This window comes from Bacillus sp. BML-BC051 (assembly GCF_019656175.1).
Lineage (GTDB): Bacteria > Bacillota > Bacilli > Bacillales > Bacillaceae_G > Bacillus_A > Bacillus_A mobilis.
The window spans coordinates 26,301-49,385 of record NZ_BPLI01000002.1 but is presented as its reverse complement, the minus strand read 5'-3'; the positions used below and the strand labels follow the sequence as shown (position 1 = coordinate 49,385).

Annotated in this window: 25 protein-coding genes and 1 pseudogene; 16 read left to right on the top strand and 10 right to left on the bottom strand. The window is 34.7% G+C overall.

What is annotated here, in order from left to right:
- Nucleotides 1-90: 90 nt before the first annotated feature.
- Nucleotides 91-643, top strand: a pseudogene (locus tag K5S59_RS00430) (histidine phosphatase family protein).
- An 89-nt stretch (nucleotides 644-732) separates the two neighbouring features.
- Nucleotides 733-1,104, top strand: coding sequence for a hypothetical protein (locus K5S59_RS00425; protein WP_000461767.1), 372 nt, complete (start codon nucleotides 733-735; stop codon nucleotides 1,102-1,104).
- A 39-nt stretch (nucleotides 1,105-1,143) separates the two neighbouring features.
- Here K5S59_RS00425 and K5S59_RS00420 read toward each other — a convergent pair whose 3' ends face one another.
- Genes K5S59_RS00420 through K5S59_RS00410 form a run of 3 tightly spaced genes read right to left on the bottom strand, consistent with a single transcriptional unit; the run spans nucleotide 1,144 to nucleotide 2,743 of the window.
- Nucleotides 1,144-1,983: an alpha/beta fold hydrolase gene (locus K5S59_RS00420; RefSeq protein WP_000531691.1), complete on the bottom strand. Its 840-nt coding sequence runs from the start codon at nucleotides 1,981-1,983 to the stop codon at nucleotides 1,144-1,146.
- Nucleotides 1,984-2,019: 36 nt separating this feature from the next.
- Nucleotides 2,020-2,349, bottom strand: a complete 330-nt coding sequence (locus K5S59_RS00415) for a DUF3147 family protein (protein WP_098259191.1) — start codon at nucleotides 2,347-2,349, stop codon at nucleotides 2,020-2,022.
- Entirely contained in the window at nucleotides 2,333-2,743 is a 411-nt protein-coding gene (locus K5S59_RS00410) for a MarR family winged helix-turn-helix transcriptional regulator (RefSeq protein WP_000654271.1), read from the bottom strand. The genes K5S59_RS00415 and K5S59_RS00410 overlap by 17 nt, the downstream gene beginning before the upstream one ends.
- Before the next feature lie 124 nt (nucleotides 2,744-2,867).
- On the opposite strand from K5S59_RS00410, the gene K5S59_RS00405 reads away from it, so the two are divergent.
- Nucleotides 2,868-3,695, top strand: a complete 828-nt coding sequence (locus K5S59_RS00405; RefSeq protein ID WP_002071245.1) for a PP2C family serine/threonine-protein phosphatase — start codon at nucleotides 2,868-2,870, stop codon at nucleotides 3,693-3,695.
- Between the two features lie 42 nt (nucleotides 3,696-3,737).
- Here K5S59_RS00405 and asnB read toward each other — a convergent pair whose 3' ends face one another.
- Nucleotides 3,738-5,561, bottom strand: a complete 1,824-nt coding sequence (asnB, locus tag K5S59_RS00400) for an asparagine synthase (glutamine-hydrolyzing) (protein ID WP_120449812.1) — start codon at nucleotides 5,559-5,561, stop codon at nucleotides 3,738-3,740.
- Between the two features lie 267 nt (nucleotides 5,562-5,828).
- On the opposite strand from asnB, the gene K5S59_RS00395 reads away from it, so the two are divergent.
- Both K5S59_RS00395 and K5S59_RS00390 read left to right on the top strand, forming a co-directional pair.
- Nucleotides 5,829-6,395 (top strand): sigma-70 family RNA polymerase sigma factor, encoded by a 567-nt coding sequence (locus K5S59_RS00395; protein ID WP_000840022.1) that lies wholly within the window; start codon nucleotides 5,829-5,831, stop codon nucleotides 6,393-6,395.
- Complete coding sequence (locus tag K5S59_RS00390) at nucleotides 6,392-7,498, top strand: DUF4179 domain-containing protein (protein WP_120449814.1); 1,107 nt, start codon at nucleotides 6,392-6,394, stop codon at nucleotides 7,496-7,498. Before K5S59_RS00395 ends, K5S59_RS00390 begins: the two co-directional genes overlap by 4 nt.
- 40 nt (nucleotides 7,499-7,538) lie before the next feature.
- Here the strand turns inward: K5S59_RS00390 and K5S59_RS00385 are convergent, their stop codons facing one another.
- Nucleotides 7,539-8,612, bottom strand: coding sequence for a WD40/YVTN/BNR-like repeat-containing protein (locus tag K5S59_RS00385; protein WP_000825338.1), 1,074 nt, complete (start codon nucleotides 8,610-8,612; stop codon nucleotides 7,539-7,541).
- 265 nt (nucleotides 8,613-8,877) lie between these two features.
- Between K5S59_RS00385 and K5S59_RS00380 the strand changes: the two genes are divergently transcribed.
- Together K5S59_RS00380 and fbpA are read left to right on the top strand one after the other, a co-directional pair.
- Entirely contained in the window at nucleotides 8,878-9,777 is a 900-nt protein-coding gene (locus tag K5S59_RS00380) for a cation diffusion facilitator family transporter (protein WP_000510059.1), read from the top strand.
- A 193-nt stretch (nucleotides 9,778-9,970) separates the two neighbouring features.
- Nucleotides 9,971-10,141: a Fur-regulated basic protein FbpA gene (gene fbpA / locus K5S59_RS00375; RefSeq protein WP_000098304.1), complete on the top strand. Its 171-nt coding sequence runs from the start codon at nucleotides 9,971-9,973 to the stop codon at nucleotides 10,139-10,141.
- Nucleotides 10,142-10,197: 56 nt separating this feature from the next.
- Here fbpA and K5S59_RS00370 read toward each other — a convergent pair whose 3' ends face one another.
- A complete protein-coding gene (locus tag K5S59_RS00370) occupies nucleotides 10,198-10,869 on the bottom strand; it encodes a GntR family transcriptional regulator (RefSeq protein ID WP_097843272.1) in 672 nt (223 codons plus the stop codon).
- A gap of 16 nt (nucleotides 10,870-10,885) precedes the next feature.
- Nucleotides 10,886-11,851: a DMT family transporter gene (locus K5S59_RS00365; protein ID WP_000371447.1), complete on the bottom strand. Its 966-nt coding sequence runs from the start codon at nucleotides 11,849-11,851 to the stop codon at nucleotides 10,886-10,888.
- Between the two features lie 254 nt (nucleotides 11,852-12,105).
- Between K5S59_RS00365 and K5S59_RS00360 the strand changes: the two genes are divergently transcribed.
- The 3 genes from K5S59_RS00360 to fumC all read left to right on the top strand — a co-directional run bounded on the left by K5S59_RS00360 (nucleotide 12,106) and on the right by fumC (nucleotide 16,007).
- Entirely contained in the window at nucleotides 12,106-12,765 is a 660-nt protein-coding gene (locus K5S59_RS00360; RefSeq protein WP_097843270.1) for a class I SAM-dependent methyltransferase, read from the top strand.
- A 325-nt stretch (nucleotides 12,766-13,090) separates the two neighbouring features.
- Nucleotides 13,091-14,494 carry a Na+/H+ antiporter NhaC gene (gene nhaC, locus K5S59_RS00355; RefSeq protein WP_097843269.1) on the top strand — a complete coding sequence of 468 codons (1,404 nt, stop codon included), beginning with the start codon at nucleotides 13,091-13,093 and terminating at the stop codon, nucleotides 14,492-14,494.
- Nucleotides 14,495-14,618: 124 nt separating this feature from the next.
- Nucleotides 14,619-16,007, top strand: coding sequence for a class II fumarate hydratase (fumC, locus tag K5S59_RS00350; RefSeq protein WP_000456600.1), 1,389 nt, complete (start codon nucleotides 14,619-14,621; stop codon nucleotides 16,005-16,007).
- Nucleotides 16,008-16,098: 91 nt separating this feature from the next.
- Here fumC and K5S59_RS00345 read toward each other — a convergent pair whose 3' ends face one another.
- Nucleotides 16,099-16,521, bottom strand: coding sequence for a PH domain-containing protein (locus tag K5S59_RS00345; RefSeq protein ID WP_000669082.1), 423 nt, complete (start codon nucleotides 16,519-16,521; stop codon nucleotides 16,099-16,101).
- 145 nt (nucleotides 16,522-16,666) lie between these two features.
- On the opposite strand from K5S59_RS00345, the gene K5S59_RS00340 reads away from it, so the two are divergent.
- Nucleotides 16,667-16,846, top strand: a complete 180-nt coding sequence (locus K5S59_RS00340) for a hypothetical protein (RefSeq protein ID WP_000230644.1) — start codon at nucleotides 16,667-16,669, stop codon at nucleotides 16,844-16,846.
- A 36-nt stretch (nucleotides 16,847-16,882) separates the two neighbouring features.
- Here the strand turns inward: K5S59_RS00340 and K5S59_RS00335 are convergent, their stop codons facing one another.
- Nucleotides 16,883-17,668, bottom strand: a complete 786-nt coding sequence (locus tag K5S59_RS00335; protein WP_033656311.1) for an MBL fold metallo-hydrolase — start codon at nucleotides 17,666-17,668, stop codon at nucleotides 16,883-16,885.
- A 227-nt stretch (nucleotides 17,669-17,895) separates the two neighbouring features.
- Between K5S59_RS00335 and K5S59_RS00330 the strand changes: the two genes are divergently transcribed.
- Nucleotides 17,896-18,660, top strand: coding sequence for a DUF2087 domain-containing protein (locus K5S59_RS00330; protein WP_098257695.1), 765 nt, complete (start codon nucleotides 17,896-17,898; stop codon nucleotides 18,658-18,660).
- Nucleotides 18,661-18,759: 99 nt separating this feature from the next.
- The gene (locus K5S59_RS00325; RefSeq protein ID WP_120449816.1) at nucleotides 18,760-20,169 is read left to right on the top strand and encodes an MATE family efflux transporter; all 1,410 of its coding nucleotides are present in this window, start codon (nucleotides 18,760-18,762) and stop codon (nucleotides 20,167-20,169) included.
- Between the two features lie 56 nt (nucleotides 20,170-20,225).
- On the opposite strand, the gene K5S59_RS00320 is transcribed toward K5S59_RS00325, so the two are convergent.
- Nucleotides 20,226-20,924: a peptidase E gene (locus K5S59_RS00320; RefSeq protein ID WP_120449818.1), complete on the bottom strand. Its 699-nt coding sequence runs from the start codon at nucleotides 20,922-20,924 to the stop codon at nucleotides 20,226-20,228.
- A 380-nt stretch (nucleotides 20,925-21,304) separates the two neighbouring features.
- Here K5S59_RS00320 and K5S59_RS00315 point away from each other — a divergent pair, with 380 nt between their 5' ends.
- The 3 genes from K5S59_RS00315 to K5S59_RS00305 all read left to right on the top strand — a co-directional run bounded on the left by K5S59_RS00315 (nucleotide 21,305) and on the right by K5S59_RS00305 (nucleotide 23,041).
- A complete protein-coding gene (locus K5S59_RS00315; protein WP_016088463.1) occupies nucleotides 21,305-21,700 on the top strand; it encodes a DUF3942 family protein in 396 nt (131 codons plus the stop codon).
- Between the two features lie 110 nt (nucleotides 21,701-21,810).
- Entirely contained in the window at nucleotides 21,811-22,227 is a 417-nt protein-coding gene (locus K5S59_RS00310; RefSeq protein ID WP_000495067.1) for a BlaI/MecI/CopY family transcriptional regulator, read from the top strand.
- 1 nt (nucleotide 22,228) lies between these two features.
- Entirely contained in the window at nucleotides 22,229-23,041 is an 813-nt protein-coding gene (locus K5S59_RS00305; RefSeq protein ID WP_000871953.1) for a M56 family metallopeptidase, read from the top strand.
- Nucleotides 23,042-23,085 lie beyond the last annotated feature (44 nt).

Below are 23,085 nucleotides of genomic sequence, written 5' to 3'. Positions count from 1 at the left end.
ATTCAAATTTGACAGCGCTTATTATAAAGGTAAAGGGATTTGATGGTAATGTATTGAATTTGGATAGAAACAGAAAAGGGGGATGAATGAATGACGACAATATATTTTGTTCGCCATGCTCACTCTATATATACAAAAGACGAAAGGGTACTTAGATGTAGAGAATGTAACACGCTTATTAAAAGATAAGCATATTGATGTTGTGATTTCTAGTCCGTATAAAAGGGCGATTCAAACGGTACAAGGAATTGCGAATACATATCATGTATTGATACAAATAGAAGAAGATTTACGTGAAAGGTTATTAAGTACAGAGCCGGTACAGGATTTTAATGATGCTATGCAGAAAGTGTGGGGAGATTGGAATTATGCATACGAAGGCGGGGAATCAAATGATGCAGCACAAAGACGCGTTGTAACATGTATGCAAAGTATATTAAAAAAATATAAAGGCAAGAATATTGTAATAGGTACTCATGGGAATATTATGGTATTACTAATGCATTATTTTGATTCCAAATATGATTTTCAATTTTGGAAAACAATTCGTATGCCCGATATATTTAAGTTGAATTTTCATAATGAAGATTTAGTTTCTGCCGAAAGGATAGAGAATACGGGTCATCAGATAAATAATTTGTAAAAGTTTATCAAAAAAAGAGGAAAGGGAGAAGTTATTGTAGAAGTATGACTTTGTAACATAAAAATTATGTGTTAAAGGAGGCTGTTTACATGTTTGAGAAAGAGAAAGAAGGGCTTATTGAAGTTCACAACGTATATGAAATTGCACCAGCAGATGGAACAATTATTGGTATGGCAACGGAAGAAGAAATGGAAATTGCTGCTGAACTAGAGCTGCAGTACTATGCCCATTCTCGTTTGCTAGAAGCAAATATTCAGTTAGACGGTTCCTCCTACAAAGAGTTACTTCAGGAGTTCCAGGAATACGAAAGAAAATCAATGAGCTTTTGGCGAGCAATACATAAGCGTTTAGCTGTGCCATGGGCATGGGTATTACGTATTGACGTTGCGAATGGCCCTATATATGTAAGTAATGGGAATTCGTATTACGAAGAAATCGATGATGAAGAAGATTATGAATAGATAAGTAAGGAAGCAGCTTTAGTTGCTTCCTTTTTTTATTTATAGAGATTGAACAGCCTCAATAATAATATCTGGTCGATCAATTTCGATTCCGTGACCAGCATGTTCGGCAAGTATATATTGGCTATGTATTGAGAGTTGTGATTGTTCATGAATTAGTTCTTGCCACATTGATTCAAGTTGCGTCGCTTCCCCTTTTGGCATGCCGCCTTCAGTCAACTGAGTAATAGAAAATTGAGGGTCTCTACCGATAACGATTAACGGTACTTTTAATGTTTTATATAGCTCTTTTATTGAGCGAGCACAATTTTTCCACTCACATAGTTCGGAAGCTGTTGCTTTATATAATAGAGGAGAGGTAGAAAATTCAATGTACTGTCTTGATTGGTTAACGAGTATAGGTTTTAGTTCATTATAAAGCATGTCTACATTCATTTTGGAGTATGTATTATATTTTTGAAGCCACATATCATCCGAGTCAGTCAGATCAGAAATTGGTAAATGAAGCTCATCTAATCGTTGTAAGTTCATGGAAGTAGAATCAACTAAAATAAGTGCTTGCAGCTTCTCTTCATGTAACATCGCAAAATGCTGTGCGCATAAGCCGCCATAGGAATGCCCGATTAGAATGATTGGCGCGTGAATATCTAGTTTTTGTAGTAGCATATGAAGTTCTTTTGTTGCTTGTTTTGTAGTACGTGAATGATTTCCTAGTTCGCTTTTTCCGTAACCTGGGCGATGGTATGAAACGACTGTAAAATGTCGTGAAAGTTTTTCTATAATAGGGAGCCAATCATAAAATGAGCAACCCATTCCGGTTTGAATGACTACCGTTTGTTTACTACTTCCTGCTATATATACTTCTATAGTTTGCCCCAATACCTCTACAAGTTTATAAATAATAAACCCTCCTAACTAAGCTTGAAATAATTTTTGACAAGCAAAAACAATACACCAAACCCCTATCCCGAACAGGACAGATGTACTAAGTGAAAATGAGTTTCTTAACCCAATATAGACGATAAATAATAGTAGTGCGGATGCAGGAAATCCATATAATACACCTATAGCAAATTGACTTAATTCTTGCTTGTTCCCGCCTTCGAAAGAAATCCAAAATAGGCTTAGTAAACTAACGAGTGGAAGGGCAGCGATAAAGCCACCTATCGTACTATAATGTTTAGCGACTTCAGTAATAACGCCGATAATAAGTGCGGAAACGATTACCTTAACGAGGAAATGCATATTTTGCCTCCTTCGCTAATAAAGAAAAGGCTTTTTCGATTAATTGTTGTTCTTCTTTCGATAACTGCGATTCTAATATTTTTATCTTTTCTTTATCTAGTAAAGTATGCTTTTCTAATCCTTCAATGCCTTCTTTTGTTAATGTAAGGTTTACAACCCTTTCATCTTGTTTATTTCTTTCTTTCATGATAAATCCTTTTTGAATAAGGCGCTTTACGTGTTCAGACGCTGTGTTATGGGAGAGACTAAGCTCAGTAGCCAATTTTCCAATTGTTATATCTTTCTCACGAGAAATGAGTTGTAAAATACGAATAGCTTGATGAGAAAGGTTGTCTTCATACTCATATCGTAAGTGATAATAAATACTCTCCCAATGTTGATTCATGTCTTTCATAATGATAAATCCTCCTGTTTTTATATCGTATAATAAGATATATTCGTGAGTATAGAAGTAAAATCCTTTTATTTGGATGGAAAATGTTGAAAAAGTTTATTTTTATTGAAATATAAGGTAATCTATGTGTAAAGGTATACATTTAGCAAGAGAGAGGATGATAGCTGTGAATACATTCAAATGGATGAGTCATGAACAGATGTATGTAGATGAAATACATGTTGAAAAATGTGGTCCTCTTTCAGTCGGCGTATATGGGGGAAATCAAGAAAGTGATGCATATGAAAGAGGAGATGCGGTGCTTGCTTGGTGGGATCCTGAATTACAATTTGAATTTGTTATGATTTTTGATACACATCACAAAACAAAAAATATAAATTATATAATAGAAGCCATTTCAGAAAGAAAAGAGAAATTAAAAGAGTTATTTTCCTACCCGATACATTTAGCTTTTCACCATACACATATGTACTTATTAGCGTTATTTACAGATGAGTTGTTTATTGAAAAATGTGATCAAGATGATGAAGAACTTGCATGCTTAATTTGTTTGCGAAAAGATGAATTTTTATATTGGTTATCAGTTGGTGATTGCTTCGCATATTTATTCCATTCTGAGAAAACGAAGAATGGTAAAGGGCGATTAAATAAACGGAAGAATTACGAATATATCGGTAGGAAAAATATTTTCGCAGCAAATACCCCTTGTTTTACGTCAGGTGTAAGAGGATTAGAAAAAGGAATAAATCACATTGTAATGGCAACGGACGGTATTTTAGAATGTGATAAACGAAGGTTTGATGATGATCAATCTTTAGTAGAAATATTGCACGACGGAAATAGCTTGCAGATTGAGCCGGTATTAACAAATGTGCTTCAGTGGAAAGGAAGAGATTGTGCCACTATTATTGGATGGTCTATTGATACTGAAAATAAACGATGCGCTAATTAATATAAAAGGAGTTCAAGGTTTTTATCCTTGAACTCCTTTTTGTTAAGCGATATGGATGTGATACGTTTTTAACCATTCATTTACTTGAAGCATATATTCCATAGCACTTCTTGCTTCAAAGTTATTAATTTCTTTATTGCTTTCATCGGCAATGGCAAGTAATGTGGAATGATTAATAAGTGAGAAAATAGGATTGTTTTTATTACTGCACATGTCGAGTGATAAATGACGGATTGTTTGCAGATAATGTGGATCTTGTGAAGTTGGATAAGCACTTTTTCTTCTATTACGTACATCGTCAGGTAAAGCAGGTTGCAGTGCTCTACGTAAAATGCCTTTTTCAATATTATCAATGCTTTTTATGTTGAAAGGAACGTTCCATAAATATTCAACTAATCGATAATCGCAAAACGGTACACGAACTTCAAACCCTACAGCCATACTCATACGATCTTTACGATCAAGTAAGAACGGAAGAAATCTCGTTAAAAATAAATAAAACATTTGACGTTGTTTTGCGGATTTTTTACTTTCGCCTTCAAGAGTAGGTACTTCAAGTATCGCTTCTTGGAATCGTGCATCAATATAGTTTTCTAGGTTGCATTGGTTATTTACTTCATTTAGTAGAAGAGGGGAAGTGTTCTTCCAATTTGTTAGCCACGGAAATTTATCTACATATAGTAATTCTTCTTGGTGAAACCAAGGATACCCGCCGAATACTTCATCAGCAGATTCTCCAGATAAAGCTACAGTTGCATCTTTTTTCATTTCGCAAAATAGTAAATATAGTGAAGTTTCCATTTCACCAGCACTCGGCAAATCTTTTGCACGGAGGGGAACGAATAAGTGATTTGCTAATTCTTCAGCATTCACAATAATATCATGATGAGATGTCCCTACATGTTCAGAAACGCGTTTTACCCAAGGAGCGTCTAAACCAGTGCGAGCAAATGTTAGCTCGAAATCTTTTGCGCTATTTACAAAATCAACGGAATACGTATGAAGTGTTTTATTTTCAGCAGCAAATTCTTTCCCCGCTAGTGCAGTAATGCCGCTAGAATCTAATCCGCCTGATAACATACAGACGAGAGGAACATCAGCAATTAATTGTCTTTTTACTGTATCTTGTAAAATAGATAAAATATGTGATGATGTATCTTCAGTAGAGTCTGTATGAGCTTTACTTTCTAAATTCCAATACTTCGTAACTACTTTTTTATCACGTGTAAACGTTATACAATGTCCAGCGCGCACTTCTTGAATATGTTTAAAGACGCCACACCCTGGAGTTCGAAATAAGCCTAATCCAAATATTTCATTTATGCCATCCGCATCAATTTCAGCAGGGACAGATGGATGCGCTAATAATGCTTTTATTTCAGATCCAAAAATAATGCTGTCATTTCTTTCTGTGTAAAAAAGTGGCTTTACGCCTAAATGATCACGCGCTAAAAATAATTGTTGTTTCTGATCATCCCATAAGGCAAAAGCGAAAATTCCATTCAAATGTTGTACGCAATCTTCTTTCCACTCTAAATAAGCATGTAGTAACACTTCTGTATCTGAATACGTTTCAAATGCATGACCACATTTCCTAAGTTGTTCTCTAAGCTCACGGAAATTATAAATTTCTCCATTATAAGTAAGAGCATACGTATAATCACCAGCACGAAATGTCTTCGGCTGTGTCCCGCCTTCTGGATCAATTACAATTAAACGCCGGTGTGCAAAGGCCGCACGAGGTGAAAACCAAAATCCTTCAGCATCAGGACCACGATGCCCAATACTATTTGCCATCTTTTCTAAAATAACATGTTGATTTGAAAGATCTTCCTTCCAATCTACCCAACCTGTAATTCCACACATACACATCTCATCTCCTAATTTAAAATGTTGAAAAGTAGATTAATGAAATAAAATGTACACTAAGTTACAGAGTGACTATATAAATAGTGTACTACATGAATTAAAAGGCAGACTTGAGAAAATTTTTTGTAATACATAGTATGTGAGACAATGGCTAAGGGAAAGTATTCCATAACATACAAAAAATAAAAAAGATGAGAGAAATTTTTTTGTAAGACGTTATATAGGGTGTAAAAGCTTTTACAAAAAAATAAGGGGAATCGCTACATGAAATCAAATGAGAAAAATTTTATAAAAAGATTACAACGGCAAAAAGAAGATGCGCTAGAATTTGTTGTCGATACATACTTACCACTCATAAAAGGAATCACGCACAAAGTTCTACTTCCAGTTCAAAATGACGGACTCATTGAGGAATGTGTAAACGATATATTTCTTTCCATTTGGAATAACGCAAATAAATTTCATGGAGAGCCAAGTGACTTTAAAAAATGGATTGCGGCGATTGCGAAATTTAAAGCGATTGATTATTACCGGAAAGCGACTAGAAAAGTAGAAATTATTTCAGATGAGTTTCATATTAGTACGGAAAAGTCAGCGGAAGACGAATTAATCGTTATGGAAGATAGGGAAGAGTTATTAAAGCTTATTAATCAATTAGAACCGTTAGATCAAAAGGTGTTCATTATGAAATATCTTCTCGGTATGAAGACAGAAGAAATAGGAGACAAGTTAGGGTTAACTCGGGCAGCGATCGATAATCGCGTGTACCGTGGGAAAAAGAAACTACAACAAAATGCTACGAATATTAGTTTTGGAGGTAGTGCCATATGAAAGACATTTATGAACTATTAAATGACATTGATATAGATGAAAAAGAACTTGAGGAAATTGAGGCTTCTGAAATTGAAAAAGAAAAAGTGAAGCGTAACTTAAAACAATCGATACGTACGAAGAAAAAGATGAAAAGTTGGAAAAAAGGTGTTGCTGCTGCATCTATTTTAGTAGGATTATCAGTTGCGACGCTTGGTATCGGGTTTCCTACATATGCCGGTGGATTGCCAATTGTAGGTGACATATTCCGATTTTTAGATAATGGTAGAACAGGGTTATATGAAAATTATAAAGAGTTTTCGACTGAATTGAATATGACGAGAGAGAGTAATGGGGTTAAGGTTACAATTAATGATGCTGTGTTCGATGGTAGAACAATTACAATAACATATTCTATTGAAAGCGAAAAAGATTTAGGAGAGAAACCGTTCCCATTTGGAAGTCCGCAAGTGATGGCCTTTAATGGCGGAGGAGGTAGTTCAGACGTGACAAAAGTTGGAGAGGGAAAATATGTAGGTATGACTACGATGAGTGGTCATGGTAGTGAAAGGTTAGATGTTGCAAATGTTTGGTGGGATATAGAGGCAATAAATATGTATGAGGAAAAGAAATCTATAAAAGGGAATTGGAATTTTGCTCTTACTTTAAAGGCGATGGATAGTAAGGAAGTAAAGGTTAATGGGGTTTCCGAAAAAGAAGGTATAAAAGTAAATATAGACAAAATGGAAGTAACACCTATGTCCTTTATCGTTTTTTACAATCAGGAAGAATCTAAGGCATTACGAAGTATATGGGATAGCGCTGATGTAGAATTAGAAATAAAAGATGATTTAGGAAATAAATATGCAGGTGAAGGAAATGGCGGAACTAGTACAGTAGCAGAACCGCATAAAAGTAGTTGGAGTTCCACATTCCAAAAATTAAACGAAGATGCAACAAAGCTTATCGTTACACCTCGCGTACACTTACGAGTTCATACACCTGAAAATCATGGTGGAGTGGAGTATGTGAATGGAAAAGAGAAGAAAATTGAAGTGCCGAATAAAGAAGCGAAGAGCAAAGATATTGTTCTAGATGATATCGTAATTGATTTAAAGAAATAGAAGAGAGACTGCCTAAAACCGTTAGGCAGTCTTTTTTTCGTTAAGAACTAGTAACGATTAATGCATGCGGATGCTGCGTTTTATACTCATCTTTCCACGGAATGTTTAGTTGTTCCCAAGATTCGCCGCTATCATTGGATTGAAACACGCCATTGTTATTTAAAGTGTAAAATGTATGTGGTTCGGCTTCGTTTGTCGCAAACATCGAAATGACTGTACCGATTGCAGATGGTAGTCCTTGCTGTACTTGCTGGAAAGGAGTATCTTTCGTTTTTCGATAAATATAAGATTCATAAGGAATACGGTGATGAGCGAGGTCAGCACTCGGTGCGGCAGAAACGAGAATTGTATCACAATCAGCCGGATCGATAGCCATGCTATATAAATAATGGTGTTCAAGTCCTTCACTGCATGAGATCCAGCTGTTTCCGCTGTTATAACTTTCAAGGTATGCGCGATCAGGTCCGCCCATAAAGCCATCACCACATGATGCATAAAGGCGATTTGGAGCTTCAGGGTGCATAAGCAATTGATGCGCATCGATAGGAGCACCGAATTTTTTATCCATCCATGTATGCCCTCTATCATTACTTTGAATAACAGCACCTGCTTCAATTGAAACATGGATTGTCTTTGGATTGTTTGGATCAACTGTAATCCAGCGAACGTGATGGGTAAAAGGTCTAGGCGGAAAAGCCCACGTATAAGAAGATAATAATGATTTCATATTTTTAAGTTCAGTCCACGTTTCACCACCATTTTCTGAACGGAATAAAGCGCTCGGTTCTGTGCCGACATAAACGACGCCATAGCCATTAACTTGTTCATTTGAGCTTATCGTTATGGAAGTGATAGAGGAGTGCAGAATACCATCTTCTTTAGGGAAATCAAAGTAACGATAGGAATCTCCAATCGGTCTCCACGAATCTCCACCATCGTCGCTTAACCATAAACCTCGTCCAAATGTTCCGCAATATACACGGTTTTGTTGGAATGGATCAACTGCAATACAAGTAGGCTGCATATTTTGTAAGTGATAGGATGCTTCATAGTTACCATATCGTTCTTTTACAACAACAAGTTCACGCTCCATACAGAGAAATAAACGTTTCATATTAGTAACCTCCTCAAATTTCTTTCATTAGTAAACAATATGAAGCTGAAAAAGAAGTAGTCTTATTTTTTGTTGAGAAAAAGGACTTGTTTGAAAAATAGCGAAGTGTGTATACAGAGGAAGTGGGATAAAGTGAGACTTTAATCAGTGTGTGTGGGCATTTTCACTGATTATTAGCTTTCACTAATCGGGCGTTAATTCGGGATAAAGATGGGGAGTTTGTTTCATACTAACATACAGATATTGCACTTAAAGGAGTATTCGTATGGGACATTCACATGATCACGGTCATTCTAACAATAAAAAGGCGCTACTAATTGCTTTCGTACTAACAACGAGTTTTATGATTGCTGAAGTAATAGGAGGATTTGTAACAAATAGCTTAGCACTACTATCTGACGCGGGGCATATGTTAAGTGATGCGGTATCTTTAGCTTTAAGTTTACTTGCGTTCAAGCTTGGAGAAAAAACAGCAACAGCTGCGAAAACATACGGGTATAAGCGAGTCGAAATGTTAGCGGCATTATGTAACGGTGTCGTTCTTATTGTCATTTCAGTGTACATTTTTATTGAAGCAATTCGCCGTTTTACAGAACCAGTTGAGATTGCTAGTAATGGGATGCTCATTATTGCTGTACTTGGTCTGCTTGTTAATATTTTATCAGCTTGGATATTAATGAGAGGCGGAGATGTGAAAGGTAATTTGAATTTAAGAAGTGCTTTCTTACACGTATTAGGCGATCTATTAGGATCAGTCGGAGCGATTATTGCAGCGCTATGTATTAAATTTTTCGGATGGACTGCTGCAGATGCGATTGCTAGTATTCTTGTGTCTATTTTAGTCATTATTAGTGGATGGCGTGTAACACGTGATACGGTCCATATATTAATGGAAGGTGCACCACAGCACATAAATGTTGAAGAGGTAAAAACTACATTATTAAATATTACGATTGTAAAAGAAGTTCATGATTTGCATATATGGTCTGTCACATCTGATTTTCAAGTATTAACTTGCCATCTGATTATTAAAGGGAATGAAACGCAAAGTGTATTAAAAGAGGCTACGGATGTATTAAAGGAGAAGTTTCATGTAGAACATGTCACCATTCAAGTAGAAATAGATGGTGAATTTAATCATAGTGAGACAACTTGCAAAGTATGAAAGAAAAAGGATAAGAAAATGTGTCATAACATTTTTCGCACGGCATACATATATATAATGTGGCCACAAATACTTTGTAAGGTAAATATTTCATGAAATTACTTTACTTATAAAGAGTCATCTTTTATAATCAGAAGTGGTAATTGATAAAGATTATCATTTTCAATGATCGTAGAAAGGAGTTTTTTAAAAGATGAGTAGTCAACTCCGTTTTGCTGTTGAAAATCGTAAGAGGCATTTAATTGATGAGTTAATTGGAGCAGGTGTGTTTAAGATTCGCGACCGACAATTATACGAGCTGTCTTTAGAGGAATTGGAAAAAGAGTACGAAGATATGGAAGAATATGCAGATATTCAAGCATAACTATATAGATTAGTAAAAGGTGAGCTGGTTACGATTTTGTGTAACCAGCTCTATTCTTATTTCATAGAAATTATTTTCTGTATTTCTTTCATTGGACGGAGCCAGTTTTGAGACATCATTTGTTCCATTTGTTGTTCGTTCTGCTTTTGCAGTGCTTGAATGATAGAGTGATGTTCTTCAATAGATTGACTTGCTGGAACAAAGTTTTTGAAAAACAAGTATTCAAGACGTAAAACGTGAAGTTGCATATTTTCTAGAAATGGTTCAATATATTGGTTTTTAGCAATAGAAGAAATTGTATTGTGAAATTGTATATCTAGTTGTAAAGCTTGTTTTGCATTTTTTTCCTCTATAGAGCGCTGAAAGTCATCATTTATTTCAGAAAGTAGTTTCAAATCAGCGTCTGTAATGTTTTGAAGTGCTTGCTTTCCTATAATAGAGTGAAGACCAGCCATCGTTTCATAAATGATAGGAATGTCGTCTAACTTAATAGGAGCAATTTTTGTTTTTTGCCCAGGTACCATTTCCACTAATCCAGAAAGTTCTAATATTTGAAGTGCTTCTCTCACAGGTGTTCTGCTTACCCCTAGTGCTTCAGCCAATTCTCCATCATTAATTTTTTCATTAGGCTGCAATACACCTTCAATAATCCAATCTTGTAGTTGATTTAAAACGAGTGATTTTGCCGAAACTCTTCCTTGTTTTTTATAATTTTGAGGGATAGGCATAGTGAATTCAATCCTTTCATTGTATATTTTCCTTTTTCTCATGAACAAGCTTTAATTCGGGTTTCCCTTCATCTGGTTTTTGGCTTAAGATAAGCACCATTACAATGACACAAAGAGCTCCTAATAACTGAAAAGATTGAAACGGTACGTGTAATATAAGTACAGAAGAAATAATAGCTGCGAGTGGTTCAGTACAACCGAATAATGTCGTTTCTTTCGGAGTCAAGTATCGTATGCTGTCTAAGTATAAATAAAATGCGATGAGTGTCCCGAAAATGACGACAAATGTGATGAGCGGTAGTGTACTTAGTTTTACATATTTCATAGTTGATAATAAAATGAATTCTCTTGTAGAAATAAAGTGTACAATCGTTACACCAATACCCCCAATAATCATGCCCCATCCAACGATAACAGAGGAAGACCATCTATCTAGTAATTCTTTTGAATATAAACTATAAAAAGCAAGAGATAATCCAGATAAAATGCCCCAAACGATAGCTGGTGTAGAAACAGCTAAGTTATGAACAGACCCGTTTGTTAGTAAGAGAAAAGTGCCTACTAATGAAAGGGCAATTGAAATGAAATCAATTTTTGATGGACGAACGTTCCATTTGAAAAGTAAGTATACAGTAATAAATATAGGTGCTAAATATTGCAATAATGTTGCGACGGCGGCATTTCCTTCTTTAATAGAAGCGAAATACGTGTACTGTACAGCAAGCATACCGAATAGGCCAAACAATATCATTTTAGTAGCATCAGATTTTTGTTTCCATATGCCGAATATTTCTTTTTTGTTCGTTCCGAATGATGAAATAATGAGCAAGATAACGCCCGATATAAGCAATCGGATTGTAACTAACCATTCAGCAGAAACATGTTCATATTGAAAAAGTTGTTGTGCAGCTGTTCCGGACAAACCCCATAAACAAGCACCAATTACAACCATAATGATTCCTTTTAAACGATTTGGATCCATATAGTTTTATTTCCTTTCTCTAAATATAAATTTTGAATACAATATGCAATATATCACGAAATGCATAAAAAATAAACTGAAATTTCTGTTTTGTGAGGTGGGAATTTTAGTAGTTCCAGTTATCTTTACGATACAAGTGAGTAGGTTAAATAAAACGAGGTAAATTTGTAAAATTAAATCATAATCAAGAGGATAAAAAAATAAAGATAAGAGTAATTTGGTTTGTTAAAAATATGTGTAGAAGGAGAAATGTGATGAGCTGGGTTACTCATAAACCAACATTTGAATTTGATCAATATAGTCCATATATTCGAATGAATTCTGCGTGGATAGGACATTTAAACTTTGCTTATGATTTAGTAAGATTTGAAAAGCCAGAAATATTAGTTGAGTTAGGTACACATCAAGGCGCTTCTTTTTTCAGTTTTTGTCAAGGGGTAAAGGATGGGGGATTAGCTACAAAATGTTTTGCTGTAGATACTTGGACAGGAGACGGGCATACAGGTCCATATGGAGAAGGTGTTTTCCAAATTGTAGATAAAGTGGTGAAAATGAGTTATCCAAATATAGGTAATTTAATTCGATCTACTTTTGATGAGGCCGTTGATCAATTTCAAGATGGGACGATAAATTTGTTGCATATTGATGGTTATCATACGTATGAAGCAGTTTCTCATGATTATAAAACATGGTTACCGAAACTTGCGAATAACGGTATTGTTTTATTTCATGATATTGAGGTGAAAGAGAGAAACTTCGGCGTGTATAAATTTTGGGATGAGGTCAAAGCGAAGTACCCTCATTTTCAGTTTGAGCATTCATATGGACTCGGAGTATTGTTTCCAAAAGGGTGTAGCGATAAGTTTGTGGAAATACTTAAAAATAAAGAAGCAATACAAAATATGTATAAATAAAAGTGGAGCATGCATCATTTTAATGATGTGTGCTTTTTTTTGTGGAGAAAAATAGTAGCCCTTAAAAGTGAGGATAATAGTAAAAAGTTTTGTTGTGGCAAATATTAAAAAAGTTATTTTTGGATTGTTCTATATAAAAATGTAACATTTTTTATATTTTCCATTGCGAAAAGTAACATCTACTTTTACAATAGAAAAGGTGTTATATTATACTGGAAAAATAAATCGAAATAATATGAAAATTTTGTTTTGTCTTCGCTAATTGTATATTACATACATGTAAGACGACATATGTCATGTTATCGACTTGTAAGGAGAGAAAAAAATGAAAAGTGTAAGATTACCATCGATGCTAGAAATCATAGTTCTTTTATTACTATTTCTTGCTGTTGTCTTTTCCTTCCAAACGATTTTTGATCTCCCAATTCAATTAGCGCTATTTATTTCATGGTTTTTAGTAATTGCGCTTGGATTAAGATTAGGATTTCGTTATCAAGAATTGCAAGATGCAATTACGAAAGGGATTTCTAACGGATTAGAAGCAATACTGATTTTAGTTGCAGTAGGTGCTTTAATTGGAACTTGGATTGCTGGTGGCGTAGTACCAACATTAATCTATTATGGATTAGAGTTTATTCACCCTAGCATATTCTTACTGGCAACATTAATTATTTGTTCGATAACTTCTATCGCGACAGGAACATCATGGGGAACAGTAGGAACAGCGGGTATTGCTATGATGGCGATTGGTGAAGGACTTGGTTTACCACTTCCGCTTGTTGCTGGTGCAGTTCTTTCAGGAGCTTATTTCGGTGACAAATTATCACCACTTTCTGATAGTACAGTTCTTGCAGCTTCTATGGCGAAAGTAGATGTTATTGCTCACGTTCGAGCTATGCTCGTATTAGATGTTCCGGCTTATATTATTACTAGCATTATGTTTACTGTAGCTGGTTGGATGTATGGTGGCGATAATGTAGATTTGAATCGAGTAGAGTTTTTAAAAGAAGCTTTATTAAAGCAATTTGATATTAAAATATGGATGCTTGTTCCGGCGGTTATTGTTATCGTTCTATTAGCGATGAAGAAACCGTCTATGCCGACAATTGCAATGGGAGCTTTAATTGGTGCAATTTGGGCAACTCTTTTCCAAGGAATGAACTTTGGAGAGGCGATTGGAACAGCGTATAACGGATTCTCAATTCAATCTGGTGTTGAGTTTGTTGACAAGTTATTAAACCGTGGTGGAATTAACGGAATGCTTGGCTCAGTGGCCGTTATTATTTTCGGCTTAGGATTTGGTGGCTTACTTGAAAAACTAGGTGTTTTAAAAGTAATCGTATCCAAATTCGAGAAAAAATTAAATTCTGCAGGTAATGTAACATTGTCTACATTAATCGTGGCATTCTTAGCTAATATATTTGGTTGTGCGATGTACGTATCACTAATTTTAACTCCGAAAATTATGGAAGATAGCTATGATAAATTAAAAATAGACCGACGTGTATTAGCGCGTAACTCAGAAGTAGGTGGAACGTTAACTTCTGGTATGGTTCCGTGGTCGGATAATGGTATTTTTATGGCTGGTATTTTAGGTGTAGCAACGTTCTCATACGTTCCGTTTATGTGGTTAAGCTTTGTTTCATTAATTTTGGCGGTTATTTATGGATATACAGGCAAATTCATCTGGTATGTAGATGACGTTGAAAAAGGAAAGCAAGCATCATAAAAAAAATACCTTCTGCGATGGCAGGAGGTATTTTTTTATATATACGAGTGAGAATCCTTATCATCTGGGTAAAAGTCTGTTAATATAAGAAATGTAGGTATTTTATTTTCAAGGGGATGAAAAAATGGAGTACAGAATTGAAAGAGATACAATAGGAGAAATAAAAGTTCCAGCTGATAAATTATGGGCAGCACAAACACAACGTAGTAAAGAAAACTTCCCGATTGGAACAGAGCAAATGCCGCTTGAAATTGTAAAAGCATTTGCGATTTTAAAAAAGAGTGCAGCACTTAGCAATCAAAAATTAGGAAAGCTATCAGAAGAAAAAGCAAAAGCAATTGTGGCAGCAGCTGACGAAGTCATTGAAGGGAAATGGAATGAACATTTTCCACTTGTCGTATGGCAAACAGGTAGTGGTACTCAGTCAAACATGAATGTGAATGAAGTAATTGCAAATCGAGGGAATCAAATTTTGAAGGAGAAGGGATCTGACGTACATATTCATCCGAACGATGATGTGAACATGTCTCAAAGTTCAAATGATACATTTCCAACAGCGCTTCATGTAGCATGTGTAATCGCAGTAGAAAATCACGTATTACCAGCAATTACGAAATTAAAAGAAACGTTAGCAGAAAAAGTAACTGCATTTGAACATATTATAAAAATTGGTCGTACACATTTACAAGATGCAACACCGTTAACATTAGGACAAGAAATTAGCGGATGGCACCGTATGCTTGAAAAAACAGAGCGTATGGTTGCAGAGAGCAATACATATATGAAAGAGCTTGCGATTGGTGGTACTGCAGTTGGAACTGGTATTAATGCCCATCCTAAATTTGGTGAGATGGTGTCAGAGGAAATTAGCCAATTTACAGGTAAGCAATTTATTTCTGCACCAAATAAGTTCCACGCCTTAACGAGCCATGATGAAGTTGTATATACGCATGGTGCATTAAAGGCATTAGCTGCTGATTTAATGAAGATAGCTAACGATGTACGCTGGTTGGCAAGCGGTCCACGCAGTGGTCTAGGCGAAATTATTATTCCGGCAAATGAGCCAGGAAGCTCTATTATGCCAGGTAAAGTAAATCCAACGCAAAGTGAAGCGTTAACGATGGTTGTAGCGCAAGTGATGGGAAATGACGCAACAATCGGATTTGCTGCGAGCCAAGGTAATTTTGAATTGAATGTATTTAAACCTGTTATTGCATATAACTTTTTACAATCCGCTCACTTATTGGCAGATGCAATTGTTTCATTTAATGATAATTGTGCAGTTGGTATTGAAGCAGATGGAGAAGTAATTAAAGAGAATGTGAATCGTTCATTAATGCTTGTTACAGCATTAAACCCGCATATCGGATATGAAAATGCAGCGAAAATTGCGAAGCATGCTCATAAAGATGGGTTAACGCTAAAAGAAGCAGCACTGCAATCTGGACTACTAACAGAAGAGCAGTTTGATGAAATTGTAGATCCGAAAAAAATGATTGCTCCGAAAGAGTAATAGAAAAAGCCAAGGTTCTTTGTTTAGAATCTTGGCTTTTTTGATATATTTGTATGTCTTCCATTTGTATTACTGCAAGTGCCAAAATATATTATTTGTTAGCAGGACTATTCAATACTTTCATTTGTGGACAGTTTTCTTTTAAGAGTGCAATGAATTTTTCTTCTTCTTTGGGTACGAAAGTTGTCACAGAATCAAATAAATTGTAATGGATTTCTAATTGCTGCCTAGTCCACTTCTCTGAGCGAAGTGTTTTGCCGGAGAATTTAACGTGACGAATATCTTCAAATGGAATTTCAGTATGAAATACAAAACCATGTTTTACAACAAGAGATGTTTCCGTTACATTGTAGTGAGAAAAATAGAATGAAGAAAGATTCACGACATTTAGTAGCATCATGAGAGTGAAAAAAATAGAATTTTCATTTTGGAAGAATAGTGAAACGAGAAAAATACTGATAAATAATGTAATAAAAATGACGTGAAATGGATTCTTTTTCGCTTTAAATTTCAAGTTAGTCACCTCGGTATCCGCGTACTCTAATTAAATTAAATCACAACATCGTAATAAAACGTGTGAATATGCAGAATTGCATATTCACACGTTTTATTATTCATGTAAAATTTCTTGATGGGGTAAATTCAAAGGAAGTTTTTTAGTGGTGGAGTGGCATGAAGTGGCTTATAAGAATAAAAAGTTAGCATTAGTCATAATTAGTTGTATGATGATTATGGGTAGCTGTGCTAATAAATTTGTTGAAGATCGAAGCCTAAAGCATATATTCGTACAGGCAAGTAAAGTATTACTAGAGATTGCAAATAGAATATATAATGGATAAAAGGTGTTTTCGTATACGGAAACACCTTTTTTGTAGTTAAAACTGAATACTAAAGTTTTGGAATGAGTGAGTACCGGTTCCATGGTGAACGAGGTTGTTATCACTCAAGTATTGAATAGCGTATTTTAGTTCTTTCAAAATAGTAGGTGGAAGGCCAAGAGTATGATGTGAGCCGTAAATTTGTTTAATAGGGGAGAAATTTATAATTTTCTTTAGAGACTGGACTAAGTCTACAGGGTTTGTCGATGGATAAAACGCAAAAATCGTTCCTTCATAAAGTAAATCTCCTGTGAATAAAAACGCAGTTTCATAATCGTATATACAAATATGTCCTGGCGAGTGACCTGGGGTATGTATAATTTGAATTTTCCTATTTCCGATATCAATAATGTCTCCATCTTGTAGTAATTTTGTTGGTGTTCCTTGAAATGGAATGAATGCTTCAGGTTGAAATGTTTTAGGTGTAGGTAAAGTAATATCACGAGCGATGTCGTGCCTAATTTGAGTAATAGAAAGTCCTTTTATGCCGTTAATGAGCCAATCTGCTTCTAAAGCATGTACATAGATTTCTTCATATTGTGCGTGACTACCGATATGATCCCAATGGACGTGAGTTGTAACAACGGTAATTGGTAAGTTTGTTAGTTGATCAGTTATACGTTTTAAATTATCGATACCAAGTCCTGTATCGATAAGAATTGCAGCAGTATCGCCTACCAGCAAGAAGGAATGTACTTTCTCCCAATGTCCATATTCACTAATGGCATAAGTATTTCGAGCGATTTGTTTAACAGTAAACCAAGGATCTGGCAGAGTTATCATCATGTTTTGTTTCACATCCTATCGTAATTTATGTATTATATACATTCGTTTTTCATTGCTTTAAGTCCTTCTATAGGATTATTTAATAGACGTTTTTATAAAAGTTTATAAAATGGGTAAACGAAACATTGAAATGTTTGTTTGTTGTATGTTAAGATGATGAAGTGGTAGTAAACGTTATTGGGAAATGTCTATTTTTAGATAAACATTTTAAAGGAGTGTTTAGTATGAGTGATATTTCAGAGAAGTTTTGGGATGCTTCGATTGAGGAATTGAAGAAAGGGTATGTATTTGAAGCGGAAGCAGAGGGATATATTTGTTTAGCTTGTGGAGAAGCATTTATTAAGGGCGTAATTTATCAAGATAATCAAGTTTTGTATGAAGCTGAGAAGTTTGTACAATTGCATGTGCAAAATGAACATACGTCTATGTTTGATTATTTATTAAATCTTGATAAGAAGTATACTGGTTTAACTGATTTGCAAAAGAAAATGGTTCAGTTTTTCCATATGGGGCTGAATGATAAAGAGATTGTAAAAGAGATGGATGGCGGAAGTACTTCAACCATTCGCAATCATCGATTTACACTTCGAGAGAAAATGAAGCAAGCGAAAGTGTTTTTAGCTTTAATGGAACTGTCAGAAGAAAAATCAAAAGTACAAACGAAATTTGTACCTATTCATAGAACAGCGACGATGGTAGATGATCGCTACAATATTACGGAAGAAGAAAATAATGAAGTATTAAAAGCACATTTTACAGAAGGATTAGATGGACCGCTTTCTAAATTTCCGAAAAAGCAAAAGCGTAAATTAATTATATTACGCCATTTAGTGAAGAAGTTTGATAGTAATAAAAAGTACACTGAAAAAGAAGTAAATACTGTCATAGAAAGCGTATATCCGGATTTTGTAACGTTAAGAAGATATTTAATCGAATATGGGTTTTTAGATAGAACAGCTGATGGAAGCCAATATTGGGTGAAGTTATAATCATACGGAAAAGAAAATGAATAGAAGCACATTATTATAACAACTATACAAAGAGATAGAAGTTGAAAAACAGATTTTTAATAAAAGGAGAAATGGAATTTGAAACCACCTACAGATAACAATAAAGAAGGTGTGGAGTCACATAAGTTAGAAAGGGAGAGTAAACCGATTTGGAAGTCGATGTCCATGTTTTTAGTACCGTTACTATTAAGTAATGTATTACAATCGATTGGACAATTATTCGGTATGGTAGTAGTGGGAAGATGGCTAGGAGTTAATGATTTAGCAGCCATATCAGCATTCTTCCCTCTATTTTTCTTACTCGTTTCATTTGTAATTGGTATTGGTTCAGGTAGTTCTATTTTAATTGGTCAGGCGTTTGGCGCTAAAAACGAAGATCGTTTAAAAGCTATCGTTGGTACGACGCTGACATTTACATTTATTATTGGAGTTGTGTTGGCGATAGTAGGCAGTATTTTTGCAATGGATATTATGCGCCTTATGGGAACGCCAGAAAATATTATTGAAATAAGTGTACATTATGCACGGATATTATTTATATCGATGCCAGTCTTATTTTTATATTTCGCATATACAACATTTATGAGAGGTACAGGAGATTCCAAAACGCCATTTTACTTTTTAATTGTAAGTACAGCGCTAAATATGATCTTATTACCAATTCTTATTTTTGGATGGTTAGGAGCTCCGAAATTAGATGTGTATGGAGCAGCGTATGCTTCTGTTATATCTACAGTTATTACGTTTATTGTCATGTTGGTGTATTTAAAGAAGAAAAATCACCCACTACAATTAGATAGTACGGTAAGGAAATATCTTCGCATGGATGGGGAGCTATTGAAGCTATTGCTACGACTCGGTATTCCGGCGAGTATTAATATGATATTAGTTTCATTATCTGAAATTGCGGTCATCGCGTTTGTAAATCGTTACGGTTCGGATGCAACAGCAGCATATGGCGTCGTGAATCAGGTTGCAAGTTATGTACAAATGCCAGCAGTTAGCCTTGGTATTACAGTTTCCATTTTTGCAGCACAATCAATTGGTGCAAATCAATTTGATCGATTGCAGAAAGTCGTGAAAGCCGGAATTATTATGAACTATGTCATCGGTGGTGTGCTAATATCTCTTATTTACTTGTTCTCAAGAGACATTCTATCACTATTTTTAACGAGTCAAACTACTATTGATATTGCTCACAGCCTCGTTATGATTACATTATGGAGCTATTTAATTTTCGGTCATGCGCAAATTATTAGTGCGACAATGCGAGCAAGTGGTACAGTATTATGGCCAACTGTTATCGGCGTGGTATCAATTTGGCTTGTTGAAGTACCTGTAGCGTATTACCTTTCTTACCATACAAGTCTTGGTATAGAAGGGATATGGATTGGATACCCAGCAGCATTTATTGTCAGCTTAATTTTACAGTATGCATATTATAAGCTTTCATGGCAGAAGAAACGAATTACACGATTAGTGAGTTAAATCATGCAAATGTCCCTAAGTTGTTATACTTAGGGACATTTTTTGTAAGTATAAGTTTATAAATAGCTTTTTAACGTAATATCAAAATGTTGTCTAATGAGTTTGTTATCACTCATATAAAACTCCCACGCTTTTTCAGGTTCGCCGATAATTTCAAAAGATTCTTCTGTAATATATAAAGCGCAATTATCCTCTAGTGCAATTCCTTCTATATTACCTTGATGGTTTTGTAAAAAGGAATGGAAGGCGTTCATTCTATTTAATTGATTATAATGTGGACAAAATCTTTTGTTTACAATCCCCCAGCCGTTGCTCTCAATATAACCAGAACTTTCATAATCGGATCGGATACTAGATGTGAACCAACACATAGCACCGGCGCTATACCCCGCAATGAGCGTTCCTTGCTGCAAAGCAAATAATAATTTTTCATCTAGTTTATGTTCTTTCCATTGTGTAAGCATGTGAATATAGTTCCCGCCACCGAGATAAATTAAATCAGCTGATTGAATCATTTCGTCTATTTCATATTTAGAAGGTGTATCGGCTATAGTACGTAAAATGTGTACTTCACAGTGTAATTGTTTTTCGAACGTATCTAAAAATAGTTTTATATAGCTTTCATCATCATGACTTGCTGTAGGAATGAATAATACTTTTGGATACTGTTTATTTGTTAATGCTATAAGTCGTTCATTAATAGGCGAGTGATTTGAATCTTGCAAGTCACCGCCACCAATGACAGCTAATTTCATAGTAAAGCACCACCTAATCATTTTCGTTATATAAAAATTCGATAGAAGAGACTTACATTCCTTCTCTATGTAATGAATAAGTAGAAAATGTAGTTTCAGTATATCGGAATAGTAAAGGTGGTGAGAGCTGATAAAGGTTTCACTTTATCGATATATAATACTTCATACTATTGTTTCAAAATATGGAAACAATATGTTTAAATAGATATAACAAAGCATGAATTCATATTGAATTAGTACCTATACTTAAAAAAGAATCGGAAATAATAGAGATTTTACAAATGAGTTTTTACTTTTAATAGGAACTTGAATCACAATATGGTAAAATTATTTCAATATATTTATTTAATATAAAAATACAAAGAGGGAGCGTGAAAAAAGTGGATTTTCGATTTGAATTTACAACGAAGGTGAAAGAATACTTAGATGATGAGAAGGATGAAAAAATAATAAAAGATGGACATAGAGATATCATTTTTCAGTATTTATACCCATTAGAGAGTGAAATTGGCATTTATAAAAATCCTAACTTTACTTTTTTGGCATCAGGAAGACGCTCACATATCGTATTAGAAAATATTGAATTTAAAACAGAGGTAAATGTCAAAAGTAACATCATTGAAATTACAAAAATAGTGGATAATGTCGTTATTCCATTAGATACTATCGTAGCGAAAGATCGGGAATTATTTGCACTTGGGCGTAATGAGAAGTTTAGTGTACAAATATTAGAGCAGTATCTCTTTGAAACATTTGGAGAGAAGCTAGGATTATAATGAATGGAATGGCGTACGTATTTATAGGTAGTGAATTTTAGTGTATCCTATTCGTGTTTGACCTTTCATTTAATTTATACTACAATTCGTAGTGTGAAAGGAGCCGCATTATGTTTACTCAAAACTATAAGTTAAATGAGCAAGGGTTAAATCATTTCTTTGGACCGCTTGAAGCGAAAATTATGGAGATTGTTTGGTCTACCGAGGGTATTACGATTAAAGAAGTGCAGCAGAAATTAAGTGAAGAATCACCTGTGAATTTTAATACGGTCATGACAGTTATGAACAGGTTAGTAGAGAAATTTCACTTAGAAAAACAGACTGTGAAAAGAAGTGGCATATATCGTGCTGTACAAACAAAAGAAGAATTCTTATCCAATCAAACGAAGAAAATGACACAGGAATTGATGGGGGAGTTTGGAGATTTAGTTGTAAATCATATGCTAGATGAGTTAGAACAGGCTGATCCGATTTTATTAAAAAAATTAGAAGACAAATTGAATCAGTTAAAAAAAGAGGATCAATAAAATGAAATGGCAAATGCGTAAAATCGTATTGTTAGCAGTGATTGTTAGTACCCTCTTTTTCAGTATGTTAGTGTATTACGTTACATATCCATTCCTGTTTCAAAATAAGGCGTTCTTTCTTTCAAATTTTTGCTTGTTCCAATTAGAACAACATATGAAGGAATTATCGCTCATTCGTATTATAATTACTGGATTTTTACTACTTACTGTGTTCATCGTGTGCAAAAGAATTTGGAGGCAATTTTTCTATAGTAAAAAGTTACAAAAAGTACTTATCCCTTTCATTCGAAAAGGAAAACAGATATATATATTGCCGACCGAGGAAGTTGCGGCATTTACAATTGGGTTATTTCGTCCGAAAGTTGTCATGTCAGAAGGTATGCTTCAAACATTTTCAGATGAAGAAATGGATGCAATTATTTTCCATGAAGAATATCATCAAAGTAATCGAGATCCGTTAAAATTATTTTGTTTTACGTTATTAGCAGAAGGAATGATATACATCCCGATATTAAAAGGCCTATTGCAACGCTATCATGTGTATCAGGAGTTAGCTGCAGATAAATATGCAATGCGAAAAATGAAATCTAAATTCGAGTTAGGTAGCGCATTATTAAAAATAATTAAAATAAAGACAATGGAAAATCGATGTGTGACAGCTTCATTTGCAAAAACAGCAATAAATTTACGAATCGAGCAAGTGTTAAATGAAAAAGTCGTAAAGCTTAATATTCCATTACATACGAATTCGGTATATGTAACATTAGCTTTATTCTGTATATCGATTGTACTTATTGTCGGAGAGTGCATATAGCCTCTTTTTTTAAGAATTAACACTACTCATTGTAGTGTGTTTAG